The organism is Actinomadura hibisca NBRC 15177, from assembly GCF_001552635.1.
Lineage (GTDB): Bacteria > Actinomycetota > Actinomycetes > Streptosporangiales > Streptosporangiaceae > Spirillospora > Spirillospora hibisca.
This window is the reverse complement of the sequence record NZ_BCRO01000149.1, coordinates 1-12,111: the sequence shown is the minus strand read 5'-3', so window position 1 is coordinate 12,111 and position 12,111 is coordinate 1. Positions and strand designations below refer to the sequence as shown.

At 73.6% G+C, this 12,111-nt stretch carries 10 protein-coding genes and 1 rRNA gene; 7 read left to right on the top strand and 4 right to left on the bottom strand.

What is annotated here, in order from left to right; translation table 11 throughout:
• Window positions 1-1,356 (top strand): MFS transporter (locus AH6_RS41625; RefSeq protein WP_307190416.1); only part of this gene is annotated, 1,356 nt, incomplete at its 5' end.
• Window positions 1,357-1,374: 18 nt separating this feature from the next.
• Here the strand turns inward: AH6_RS41625 and AH6_RS46925 are convergent.
• Entirely contained in the window at window positions 1,375-1,776 is a 402-nt protein-coding gene (locus tag AH6_RS46925) for a cold-shock protein (protein ID WP_067491937.1), read from the bottom strand.
• A 202-nt stretch (window positions 1,777-1,978) separates the two neighbouring features.
• A complete protein-coding gene (locus AH6_RS41615) occupies window positions 1,979-2,656 on the bottom strand; it encodes an HAD family hydrolase (protein ID WP_245679708.1) in 678 nt (225 codons plus the stop codon).
• A gap of 335 nt (window positions 2,657-2,991) precedes the next feature.
• Here AH6_RS41615 and AH6_RS41610 point away from each other — a divergent pair, with 335 nt between their 5' ends.
• Window positions 2,992-3,513, top strand: a complete 522-nt coding sequence (locus AH6_RS41610; protein WP_083983967.1) for a hypothetical protein — start codon at window positions 2,992-2,994, stop codon at window positions 3,511-3,513.
• A gap of 19 nt (window positions 3,514-3,532) precedes the next feature.
• On the opposite strand, the gene AH6_RS41605 is transcribed toward AH6_RS41610, so the two are convergent.
• Entirely contained in the window at window positions 3,533-4,015 is a 483-nt protein-coding gene (locus AH6_RS41605; RefSeq protein WP_245679707.1) for a GNAT family N-acetyltransferase, read from the bottom strand.
• A gap of 171 nt (window positions 4,016-4,186) precedes the next feature.
• Here AH6_RS41605 and AH6_RS41600 point away from each other — a divergent pair, with 171 nt between their 5' ends.
• From AH6_RS41600 to AH6_RS41580, 5 genes are all read left to right on the top strand, one after another.
• Window positions 4,187-4,804 (top strand): TetR/AcrR family transcriptional regulator, encoded by a 618-nt coding sequence (locus AH6_RS41600; RefSeq protein WP_067491931.1) that lies wholly within the window; start codon window positions 4,187-4,189, stop codon window positions 4,802-4,804.
• Between the two features lie 158 nt (window positions 4,805-4,962).
• Window positions 4,963-7,362, top strand: coding sequence for a helicase-associated domain-containing protein (locus AH6_RS41595; RefSeq protein WP_067491929.1), 2,400 nt, complete (start codon window positions 4,963-4,965; stop codon window positions 7,360-7,362).
• Window positions 7,363-7,801: 439 nt separating this feature from the next.
• Window positions 7,802-9,361, top strand: coding sequence for a TROVE domain-containing protein (locus tag AH6_RS41590; RefSeq protein ID WP_067491927.1), 1,560 nt, complete (start codon window positions 7,802-7,804; stop codon window positions 9,359-9,361).
• 115 nt (window positions 9,362-9,476) lie between these two features.
• The gene (locus tag AH6_RS41585) at window positions 9,477-9,902 is read left to right on the top strand and encodes a hypothetical protein (protein WP_067491925.1); all 426 of its coding nucleotides are present in this window, start codon (window positions 9,477-9,479) and stop codon (window positions 9,900-9,902) included.
• A 118-nt stretch (window positions 9,903-10,020) separates the two neighbouring features.
• Window positions 10,021-11,673 carry a DNA repair helicase XPB gene (locus AH6_RS41580; RefSeq protein WP_067491922.1) on the top strand — a complete coding sequence of 551 codons (1,653 nt, stop codon included), beginning with the start codon at window positions 10,021-10,023 and terminating at the stop codon, window positions 11,671-11,673.
• Between the two features lie 226 nt (window positions 11,674-11,899).
• Here the strand turns inward: AH6_RS41580 and rrf are convergent.
• Window positions 11,900-12,016: ribosomal RNA gene (rrf, locus tag AH6_RS41575) — 5S ribosomal RNA — on the bottom strand.
• Window positions 12,017-12,111: the final 95 nt, after the last annotated feature.

Here is a 12,111-nt window from a genome sequence, read left to right as displayed (position 1 = left end):
GGCGCCGGGCGCGTGCGCGACACCGCCCGGGGCGCGGGACGGCTCGCCCGCCGCGCCACCCACGCGGGCGGCGCGGGGCGCAGCGGCCTCGGCAGCCTGATCGAGACGGCCGCGCTGAACGCGGCGGGCGACGCGCTGGTGACGGTCGCGCTCGCCGGATCGCTCTTCTTCAGCCTCGACCTCACCCAGGCGCGCGGCCAGGTGGCGCTGTACCTGCTGGTCACGATGGCCCCGTTCGCACTGGTCGCCCCGCTGATCGGCCCGGCGCTGGACCGGATGCGGCACGCCCGCCGGTACGCGGTCGCCGGGACGTTCGCCGCGCGCGCCCTGCTGTGCTGGGCGATGGCCGGGGCGGTGCTGCACGGCGACCAGGTGACCTTCCTGCCCGCCGCGTTCGGGGTGCTGGTGTTGTCCAAGGCGTTCGGGGTGCTGCGCGCGGCGGTGACGCCCCGCGTGCTGCCCGACGGCGTCACGCTGGTGACCGCCAACGGCCGCACCGCGTTCGCCGGGCTGATCACCGCGACGGTGGTGGTGCCGGTCGGGGCGGGGCTGAACGTGCTGGTCGGCGCGGACTGGTTGTTGCGGATCGCCACCGTGGTGTTCGGGCTGGGGATCGTGTTCACGATGCGGCTGCCCCGGCACGTGGACGTCCCCGACGCCGAGGCCGACGCCGATATCGACGCCACCGCCGATGCCGAGGAACCCCGGGCCACCGCCATCCCCCGCCCGAACCGTGCGACGCTGCGCCGCCTCGGACCGGCGGTGCTGGAGGCGATGCTCGCCAACGCGGTGCTGCGCGCGTTCTCCGGCTTCCTGATCCTGTACCTGGCGTTCACGCTGCGGCAGCGCGGCTTCGGCGAGGTGTCCGGCACCGTCGCGCTGGGCCTGATGGCGGCGGCGGGCGGCGCGGGCGGGCTGGCCGGGACGGCGCTGGGGGTGTGGATGCGGGCGCGGGCGCCCCGGCTGATCGTGTTCGCGACGCTGGCGGCGGTGACGGCGGTCGCGGCGGCGGCCGCGGTGTTCTACGGGCTGTGGGCGGTGCTGGCGGTCGCCGTCGCGGCCGGACTCGGCCAATCGCTCGGCAAGCTGGCGATGGACGCGGTGGTGCAGCGCGAGGTCGGCGAGCAGGTGCGCTCGTCCACCTTCGCGGTGTCGGAGACGTTGCACCAGCTGGTGTGGGTGCTGGGCGGGCTGCTCGGGCTCGGGATGTCGATCGTGGCGGGCGGCCCCGTCGCGCTGGCGATCGTGGCGGGCGCGCTGGCGGTGGCGCTGGGGGCGCTGGCCGTGCACGGCACGGGCCGCCGGGCCGGGCGGGTCCCGGCCGGGCGGCCCGACGGCAGCACGCTCAACGCCTGATCATCGCGCTCAGGGAGGTCAGGCTCCGGGCGCCAGGTCGTCGGCGACCGCGCGCAGCACGGTGGCGATCTTCTTGGCCTCCACCGGCGAGGGGTGCTTGCCGCGCCGGTAGGTGGTGGAGATCCCGTCCAGCAGCTTGATCAGGTCCTCGGTGATCAGCACCATCTCGTCGGGCTTCTTGCGCCGCTGCTTGGCGATGGTCTTCTCCACCGACGGCAGGGTCTCCAGCGTGCGCACCGACAGCGCCTGCTGCCCGCGGCGGCCCTCGACCACGCCGAACTCCACCCGCTGGCCGGGCTTGAGCGCCTGCACCCCGCCCGGGAGCGCCGAGGAGTGCACGAAGACCTCACCGCCGTCATCGCGGGTGAGGAAGCCGAATCCCTTGTCGGCGTCGTACCACTTGACCTTGCCAGTGGGCACGGGAGACCTCGTTTATTTGCTCGTCCTGAATTGGCCTAAAGATTAGCGCCACGGCACGAGACGGCGAAGACACCAGCGACGCCCGGGATCCCCTGTGTGGCAACGGACAGAAGCTATCGGCGGCCGCGCCGGAAGGCATCCGGATATCGCTGCGGCGCTCCCGCCGCAGGTCACAGATGATCTTGCGGGAACGGGCGGGCGGTCAGGCGGCGGGCGTTCCGCCCGTGGTGAAACCCGTGGTGAAAACGCCGTCCGCGAGACCGGCGTCCAGCCAGCCGGGGAACGCCAGCAGATCGGGCAGCACCACGTCCGCGCCGTAGGCGGTCAGCGCGGCGGCGTCGAACGGGCCGGTCTCCACGCCCACCGAGGTCGCCGACGCGGCGCGGGCGGCGTCCACGTCACCGGTGTGGTCGCCCACGTAGGCGCGCACCCCGAACGCGCGCAGCGCCCCGCCCTTGTCGGCCCCGAACACCCCGCCCACGACCTCATCCACCGGCAGGTTCAGGTAGGCGACGGTGCGCTCGGTGTCGGCCTGGTTCTTGCCCGACACCACGATGGTGCGCCCGCCGCGATCACGCACCGCCGCGATCGCCTCGGCCGCGCCCGGCAGCGCCACCGTCGCCGGGATCGCGATGCCCGGGTACAGCTCCCGGTAGCGGGCGGTCATCGCGGGCACCTCGGCGGCCGGGTACCAGTGGATCAGCTCGTCCTCCAGGGGGATGCCGATCCGGGACACCACGGCGCCCAGGTCGATCGGCACGCCGGTCTCGGCGGACAACGCCTCGTAGACCGCGCCGATCGCGGTGCGGGTGTCGGCCAGCGTCATGTCGAGGTCGAACCCGACGACGGGAACGGGCGCGGGGGAAAGATGGTGCGGCACGCCCCACAGGGTAAAGGGAGAGGTATGACGGATTCGCCGGACCTGGCTCGGCCGCCCGCCACGGGTCGCCCGCCGCCGGGGCGTTGACCAACGCGAGGACCCGCGCTCTCCTGGTAGTGGCGATGCGACGGGATCTGAGTAGGAGAGCGCGGGAGTCTCACACGCGGCGACCGCCGGTCGCCTTGCCGTCCGGAACTGGATCGTCCGGGCACCGGAATCGGCCGCTCATGATCGAGATATACCCGCCGCACCCGACACGAACACGCTGACCAGGGAAAACACTCCACCCTCAAAGCCCAACGCACGACAAAGAAGACCCCCCGGAAGTAGGCGTGATGGCCGACAAGGACCCCGGTACCGCCCCCGAGACCCCGCCCGCGCGGACGCAGGCGGCCCCCGACCGGGCAGCCCCCGACCAGGCGGCCCAGGAGAACCCAGCACAGGAGAAGACCGCCATGACCGGTGGCACCCGCACCGAGCGCGGCGAGCACGCGCGCACCCGCCGTCCCCCGCTGACGCGACGGCTCTCCGGCGGCAGGGGCGGTGGCAGGGGCGGCGGCGCGGCGGCCGCCCGCAGGCGCGCGGTGTCGCTGCTGGCCGGGCTCGTCTCGATCGTCACCACGATCGTCGTGCTGATCCTGGCGGTGCACATCGTGTTCGTGGTGTTCGAGGCCAACGCCTCCAACGACCTGGTCCACCGGGTCGGCGACTGGGCGGGCGACCTGGCGTGGGAGTTCAAGGACGTCTTCCAGCCCGAGGATCCCAAGCTCTCGGTGGCGGTGAACTTCGGGCTGGCCGCGCTGGTCTACCTGGTCGTCGGCCGGGTGCTGGTGTCGCTGATCCGCCGCCTGGGCTGAGACCGGGCGGGAGGGGGCGTCAGTCCAGCTCGCGGCCCGGGAACCGGACCGTCTCGAAAGGCCACGCCGTGGTGGCCCATTCCCGGACGAAGTCGGCCAGCTCCTTCTCCAGCCCGGCGTCGGGCTCGTCGCCGCGCACCCAGAACACCACGCACGCGTCGGCGGCGGGGTCGTCGGAGGGCGCGACGTGGATGCGGCCGAACTGGCGCTCCTCGTCGGGGCTGGTCACCACGTAGCTGAACGAGCGGCGCAGCTGGCCCTCCTTCTGGAGCCACGCCACGTCGATCAGCGCCTGCTCGAAGGTGAACTCCCGGTCCGGCCAGCCCCACTCGGGCCCGAACCGGCCGCGCAGCCGGTCCAGGCTGCCGATCACCGCGCCGTAGTCCTTCACCACGTCGTGCACGGTGATCGGGCGGATCCGGAACCGCGGCCCGGCCACCAGGGTCGGTACCACGAAGTCCTCGGGAAGGAACGGCGCGGCGCCCTCCGTCGGAGCGGACACAGCCATCTCGACCCTTCCGGTCACGGCCCCTCGGCGGCGGGGGCGCGGAGCGATACACCTTAGCCCTCCCCCGCCGCGGGCGAGACAGATCACGTTTTCGGGCGCGCCGGGCTCGGGGCGGGTCCGGCCGCCCCGCCATGCCTTAGTGTTCTTGCGGAGGCATACATCACCATGACGAGTACTACGCGCGAGCGGATCGTGGCCGAATCGCTCCGCCTGTTCGCCGATCGCGGCTACGCGGCGACGTCGGTGGCCGAGATCGAGGCGGCCGCCGGGCTGTCCCCCGGCGCGGGCGGCCTGTACCGGCACTTCCGGTCCAAGGAGGAGGTGCTGGCCTCCGCCATCCGCGAGCACATCGAGCGCACCCGGCAGCAGGTCAGCGAGGTCCTGGAGCAGGCGACCGCCTACGAGGGGCGGCCGCTGGAGGTCCGGTTGCGGATGACCTGCCAGGCGGGCCTGGCGAAGATGCGCGAGGAGCAGGACCTGATCCGGGTGCTGTTCCGCGACCTCGACCAGTTCCCGCACCTGGTGGCGGAGATGCGCGAGGGCATCGTCAACCCGCTGTACGACGGCATCGCCACCTGGCTGGCGGCCCAGCCGGAGTTCGAGGGCCACGACGAGGACTGGGCGGCCATCGCCTCCATCCTGGGCGGCGCGGTGGTCAACTACTGGCTGGCCAACGAGTCGATGTACGAGCCGCCGACCCGCATCGACGAGAAGCGGTTCGTGGCGAGCTGGGCGCGCCTCGGCCTCGGCCTGGTCGACCTGAAGCCCTCCCCGGCCTCCTGAGCACGGCCGCCCGGCCAGGGCCGGCCTCCTGAACCCGGCCTTCCGGGCAAGGCCGGCCCCGGGCGAGGCGGCCCCGGCGGGCGCGGCCCCGCTTCCGGGCACGGCCGCGCCGGTGGCGCGCGCACGGCCACCCGCGCGCCACCGTTAGGTTGGAGCGGATGGAAACCTACGCGGACTGGCTGCGCGCCCGCGGCGACGACGAGCTGCGCGCGCTGCTGTCCGCACGGCCGGAGCTGGTCACCCCGATGCCGGCCGATCTGACCGCGCTGGCCGCCCGCGCCGCCACGCCCGCCGCCACCTCCCGCGCCCTCGACCGGCTCGACCGGTTCGCGCTGGCCGCGCTGGAGGCCCTGCTCGTCCTGCCCCGCCCGGCCACCGCCGCCGCCGCGACCGCCGCGCTGGCCGGGGCGCTCGGCACGACCCGCAAGCAGGCCGCGGCGGCCCTCGCCGTCCTCCGCCGCAACGTCCTGGTCTGGGGCGACGGCGGCCCGCAACCCGCGCCGGGCGTCCGGCAGGCGTTCCCGCACCCCGCCGGACTCGGCCCGCCGGTCCGCGAGGTGTTCGCCGGGTACCCCACCGAGCGGCTGGTCGCGCTGGTCACCGACCTCACCGGCACCGAACCGCGCGGCTTCCCCGACTCCGGGCAGCTGCTGGAACGGCTCGCCGAGCTGCTGGCCGCCCCCGAGAAGCTGATCGACGACGCCGGGCCCGAGGCCCGCGCCGCGCTCGACCAGCTCGCCTGGGGCCCGCCGGTCGGCCGCGTCTCCGACGCGCGCCGCCCCGTCCGCGCCGGCACCGCCGCCAGCCCCATCGAACGCCTGCTGGCCCGGGGCCTGCTGGCCGCCGAGGACGACCGCACCGTCACCCTGCCCCGCGAGGTCGGCCTGCACCTGCGCGGCGGGCGGCTGTTCCGCGACGTCGCGCCCGAGCCGCCGCCGCTCACCGGCCCCGCCCCCGCGTCCCGCGCCGCCGCGCGCGAGGACATGGTGGTGCGGGCCGCCGCCGGGGAGGCGTTCACCGCCGTCCGCCAGATCGAGGAACTGCTGGAGCACTGGGGCCTGGAGCCGCCGCCGGTGCTGCGCAGCGGCGGCCTCGCGGTCCGCGACCTGCGGGCCGCCGCCGCGCTGCTGGACGTGCCCGACTGGCGTGCCGCGCTGCTCGCCGAGATCGCCTACGCGACCGGCCTGCTGACCCGCAGCGGCGACCTGGACGGCGAGTGGATGCCCACCCCCGCCTACGACCTGTGGCTCATGCGCGACATCGCCGGGCGCTGGACCGAGCTCGCCCACGGCTGGACGAAGTCCGACCGCGTGCCCGGCCTCGCCGGGGAACGCGACGACCGCGACCGCCTGATCAACGCGCTGAGCGAGGCGGGCGTGCGCTCCAGCGCCCCCGACACCCGCCGCGCCGTCCTCACCGTGCTCGCCGGAGCCGACCCCGGCACCGCCGTGGACGCCGACGCCGTCCGCGCCCGCCTGGCCTGGCTGCGCCCCCGCCGCGGCGGCGCGCTGCGCGACCGCCTGGTGGACTGGACGCTGCGCGAGGCCGCCGTCCTCGGCCTCACCGGCTTCGGCGCGCTCGCCCCCTACGCCCACGACCTGCTCACCGGCGACGACCCCGAACCGGCCCTGGAGAAGTACCTGCCCGAGCCGGTCGACCGGGTGCTGATCCAGGCCGACCTGACCGCCGTCGCGCCCGGCCCGCTGGTCACCGAACTGGCCCGCGAGCTGGCGCTGGCCGCCGACGTCGAGTCCACCGGCGGCGCGACCGTCTACCGCTTCACCCCCGTCTCGATCCGCCGCGCCCTGGACGCCGGGCAGGGCGCCGACGACCTGGTCGCGCTGCTGACCCGGCACTCGGCCACCCCGCTGCCGCAACCCCTCACCTACCTGATCGAGGACGTGGCGCGCCGCCACGGCCACCTGCGCGTGGGTGCCCTGACCTCCTACGTGCGCTCCGACGACGCCGCCGCGATGGACGAGATCATGGCCGACCGGCGCGCCGAGCCGCTGCACCTGCACCGCCTCGCGCCCACCGTCCTGGCCTCCCCGCTGACCCGCGCCGAACTGCTGGAGGGCCTGCGCGCCCTCGGCCTCGCGCCGGTCGCCGAATCCCCGGGCGGCGGCATGATCGTGACCCGGCCCGACGCCCGCCGCGCCGAACCCCCGCCCACCGCCGAGATCGCCCGGCTGCGGCCCTCCGACGACAGCGACCCCGCGATGATCGCGGCGGCGGTCCGGGCCCTGCGCGCCGGCGACCAGGCCGCCCGGCTCGGCGCAGAGCAGGCCCGCGCCCGCGCCGACGCCCCGCCCGGCGCACCGCCCCGCTCCCCCTCGATGGCAACGATCGAGCAGCTGCGCGGCGCGGTGGAACGCGGCACCCGCGTGTGGATCGGCTACCTCGACCAGCAGGGCCAGGCGTCCAGCCGCATCGTGGAACCGGTCCGCGTGGAGGGCGGCTTCCTGACCGGCTACGACGCCACCCGCGCCGCCGTGCACCGTTTCGCGCTGCACCGCATCACCGGCGTCGCCGAACTCGACGACGAATCCACCGGCTGACCATCGTTCGTTAAATGGCTTGCACGCTCCTTCCGGCTGCGGCACTGTTATGACCGTCAGCGAAACACGCGAGAGCGAAAGGAGGGCCACGGTGAAACGGGAACGGCAACCGAGACCGGCCCTCCGCGCCGATACGCGGAGCTGACCAGGCACTTCGGTGCGCCCGATGCGCAGGCACGCGGATACTTCCACTCATCATGGGGTTGTCGCAGGTTCGAATCCTGCCTGTCCGACTCGACGGACAGTAGCTCAGTGGCCAGAGCACCTTACAGTTCCCGCCGCCGATTTTGATCTCGGGCGCACCCCCTTTTCTTTCCCTTCCCGGTGCGCAGGCCGAAGTTACTTCGGTTTCTTAGGTTCGACTCCTGAACACCCCTTTCGGGGGGTGGGAAAAGTCTTCGGCCGCCTTGAACTCGGGAAGTCCCCCGGAGGTCCGCCCATGGCCAAGTTCAACCGTTCCCACGCCACCGGCGCGCTCAGCGCCGTCAAGAGCCGCCCGGCCCCGACCGCCCGCACCCACGAGGGCGCGCCGGGCTACCAGCGAGACACCAAGAGCGAACTTTTCCTTCTCGCGATCACCAACATGGTGGGCGAGCAGACCTTCTATGAGGGCGCCGGGGAGCGCGACGCGCGCTTCCGCACCCTTGTCGGGGAGGTCGCGCTCGCCGACGTCGACTGGCTGACCCGCATGGTCGGCTGGCTGCGCGACGGCGCGGGGATGCGCTCGGCCAGCGTCGTCGCGGCCGCCGAGGGCGTCATGTCGCGGCTGTGCGGGGAGCTGTCCGGCGGCAACCGCCAGCTCGTCAACGCCGCCCTCCGGCGCGCCGACGAGCCCGGCGAGCTGCTGGCCTACTGGTACTCCCGGTACGGCCGCGCGCTGCCGCAGCCGGTCAAGCGCGGCGTCGCCGACGCCGCCCGCCGCCTCTACACCGAGCGCTCCCTGATCAAGTACGACACCGGCGCGTTCCGGTTCGGCGACGTGCTGGAGCTGACCCACCCGCGCCCGGACACCCCGGCGCAGGGCGACCTGTTCCGGCACGCCATCGACCGGCGGCACGGCCGCGACGCCGAGATCCCGGCGTCGCTCACCACCCTGCGCGCCCGCGCCGAACTGCTGGCGCTGCCGGAGGGCGAGCGCGCGGCGCTGCTGCGGCGGCCCGAGGCCGAGCGGGTGCTGGCGGCGGCCGGGATGACCTGGGAGTCGCTGGCCGGCTGGCTGGGCGGCCCGCTGACCGCCGACTTCTGGGAGCGCGTCATCCCGTCGATGGGCTACTTCGCGCTGCTGCGCAACCTGCGCAACTTCGACCGGGCCGGGGTGTCGGACCGGGTCGCCGAGCAGGTCGCGGCGCGGCTGGCCGACCCCGCGCGGGTCGCCCGGTCGCGCGTGCTGCCGATGCGGTACCTGGCCGCCTACCGGGCGGCGGAGTCGCTGCGCTGGTCGTGGCCGCTCCAGCGGGCGCTGGACGCCTCGCTGGGACACGTCCCGGCGCTGCCGGGCCGCACGCTGGTGCTGGTCGACCGGTCGGGCTCGATGTTCTTCAGCACGATGTCGGAGCGCTCGACCCTGACCTACGCCGACGCGGCGGCGGTGTTCGGCGCGGCGCTGGCGCTGCGCGCGGACGCGGCCGACCTGGTCGAGTTCGGCACCACGCACGCGCCGGTGGAGTTCCGCCGGGGCGAGTCGGCGCTGAAGGTCGTCGAGCGGTTCGGGGACCTGGGCGGCACCGAGACCGCAGCGGCGGTCCGGGCGCACTACCGGGGCCACGACCGCGTCGTGATCGTCACCGACGAGCAGGCGTGGGCGGGCCACGGCGGCGCGGAGCCGACCGCCGCGGTGCCGGAGCGGGTGCCGGTCTACACCTGGAACCTGGCCGGCTACCGGTACGGGCACGGCCCGTCCGGCAGCGGGACCCGGCACACCTTCGGCGGCCTGTCGGACGCGGCGTTCTCGATGATCCCGCTGGTCGAGGCCGGGATCGCCGCCGACTGGCCGTTCTGACGCCGGTCCGGTGCCCGCCGCACGCGCGGCGGGCACCGGACCGACGGGAACCGAGGCCGCCCTTCGCACGGTCAGATGAGGGGGATAGGGTCCGGTTCGAGCAAGGGAGGGCTGAATGTCGCACGGAGGCTGGGAAGATCCTTACGGCCGTCCCCAGGGCTGGAACGACCCGTACAGCGACCCCACACCCGGCTGGGGCGACCCGTACGGCGCGCAGCCGCCCCCGGCGACCGGCCCGCCGGGGTACGGCTATGGCTACGGGTACGGCCAGGGCCCCGTCCAGCCGCCCGCCTCCAACGGCTCCACCATCGCCGCGCTGATCGTCTCCTGCGTGGCGACCACCATGTGCTGCAACGTGCTCGCCATCCCGGCGATCATCACCGCGGCCATCGCGATGAGCCGCACCACCAGCGACCCGGCGTCGGCCCGCCGCCTCACCTGGTGGAGCTGGGGCATCCTCGGCGTGACGGTGGTGGTGTGGCTGGCCTTCATCGTGATCGTCGGCGTGCTGGACGACGACTCCCCCTCCAGCACCTACTGACGGGAAGAGCGGGGCGTCCCAGTCCGTTGACACTGTGCGGGCCGCGCCGGGAGCGCCCGCCGGGTACCGTACGCCGTGCGCGCGCCCGCGTCCGTACTCGCATCGGGGGCATCCACCTGTGACCGACGGTCCGCTCATCGTCCAGTCCGACAAGACCCTGCTGCTGGAGGTCGACCACGAGCTGGCCGACGCGTGCCGCAAGGAGATCGCCCCGTTCGCCGAGCTGGAACGGGCGCCCGAGCACATCCACACCTACCGCGTGACGCCGCTGGCGTTGTGGAACGCGCGCGCCGCCGGCCACGACGCCGAGCAGGTCGTGGACACGCTGCTGAAGTTCTCCCGCTACCCGGTGCCGCACGCCCTGCTGGTCGACGTCGCCGACACCATGGCCCGCTACGGCCGGCTGCGCCTGGAGAAGGACCCGGTGCACGGCCTGGTGCTGGCCTCCTCCGACCGCAGCGTGCTGGAGGAGGTGCTGCGCGCCAAGAAGATCAAGGGGATGATCGGCGACCGCGTCTCCGACGACGTGGCGATCGTGCACCCCAGCGAGCGCGGCGCGCTGAAGCAGGCGCTGCTGAAGCTCGGCTGGCCCGCCGAGGACCTCGCCGGATACGTGGACGGCGAGGCGCACCCCATCGACCTGGTGGAGGACGGCTGGTCGTTGCGCCCCTACCAGCGCGAGGCCGCCGACGCGTTCTGGCACGGCGGCTCGGGCGTGGTCGTGCTGCCCTGCGGCTCGGGCAAGACCACCGTCGGCGCCGCCGCCATGGCCCGCGCCGCGGCCACCACGCTCATCCTGGTGACCAACACCGTCTCGGCGCACCAGTGGAAGCAGGAGCTGATCAAGCGGACCTCGCTCACCGAGGACGAGATCGGCGAGTACACCGGCGCCAAGAAGGAGATCCGCCCGGTCACGATCGCGACGTACCAGATCATGACCACCCGCCGGAAGGGCGTCTACCAGCACCTGGAGCTGTTCGACGCCCGCGACTGGGGCCTGGTCGTCTACGACGAGGTGCACCTGCTCCCCGCCCCCATCTTCCGGATGACCGCCGACCTCCAGGCCCGCCGCCGCATCGGCCTGACCGCCACCCTGGTCCGCGAGGACAACCGCGAGGGCGACGTGTTCTCCCTGATCGGCCCCAAGCGCTACGACGCGCCGTGGAAGGACATGGAGACCCAGGGCTGGATCGCCCCCGCCGACTGCGTGGAGGTGCGCGTCACCCTGACCGACTCCGAGCGCCTGGCCTACGCGACCGCCGAACCCGAGGAGCGCTACCGCTTCTGCGCGACGACCGACACCAAGACGCGCCTGGTGGAGGCCCTGGTCAACCGGCACCGGGGCGAGCAGACCCTGGTGATCGGCCAGTACATCGACCAGCTGGACGAGCTGGGCGCGGTCCTGGACGCCCCGGTCATCAAGGGCGAGACCCGCGTGAAGGAACGCGAGCGCCTGTTCCAGGCGTTCCGCAGCGGCGAGATCGACACGCTGGTGGTGTCGAAGGTCGCGAACTTCTCCATCGACCTGCCCGAGGCGACCGTGGCCGTCCAGGTGTCGGGCGCGTACGGCTCGCGCCAAGAGGAGGCCCAGCGCCTGGGCCGCCTGCTGCGCCCGAAGGCGAACGGCCAGGGAGCACGCTTCTACGCGGTCGTGGCACGCGACACCCTGGACCAGGACTACGCGGCGCACCGGCAGCGATTCCTGGCCGAACAGGGCTACGCGTACCGGATCGTGGACGCCGACGCGGTGTTGTCAGGCGGCGAGATCTAGAGACGGGAAAAGCCCCTCGCTCTGTCGGCCGGAGGGATGGCATCATGCCACCGGGTGGAGCGGCTGAGCCGGGGCTCTTACCTGCTGTAGACGTTGCCGGACCCGTTCGCGGATCTGGGGGCGTGGGGAAGTGAGCACTGGTGGTACCGGAGGCTGGCGCTTCCGATGAATGGCTGAGAAATGAGAAAGGCCCCGCCATTGCTGGCGGGGCCTTTCCGTAAAAAGAGTCCGGCGGTGTCCTACTCTCCCACACAGTCTCCCGTGCAGTACCATCGGCGCTGAAGGGCTTAACTTCCGGGTTCGGGATGGGACCGGGTGTTTCCCCCTCGCCATAACCACCGAACGACCAACGCACAACCCGCGAAGCGGGCCGGCAAACTCATCGTCCGAGCGACTCGGCTCGGTATGCAATTGTGTCACGGTTCCCGTTTGTTTTCT

Bases quoted from the DNA above. Each gene is read 5' to 3' on its own strand.
- AH6_RS41610 (WP_083983967.1), top strand. From the start codon at position 2,992: ATGGCCGACAAGGACCCCGGTACCGCCCCCGAGACCCCGCCCGCGCGG.
- AH6_RS41600 (WP_067491931.1), top strand. From the start codon at position 4,187: ATGACGAGTACTACGCGCGAGCGGATCGTGGCCGAATCGCTCCGCCTG.
- AH6_RS41585 (WP_067491925.1), top strand. From the start codon at position 9,477: ATGTCGCACGGAGGCTGGGAAGATCCTTACGGCCGTCCCCAGGGCTGG.
- AH6_RS41595 (WP_067491929.1), top strand. From the start codon at position 4,963: ATGGAAACCTACGCGGACTGGCTGCGCGCCCGCGGCGACGACGAGCTG.
- AH6_RS41590 (WP_067491927.1), top strand. From the start codon at position 7,802: ATGGCCAAGTTCAACCGTTCCCACGCCACCGGCGCGCTCAGCGCCGTC.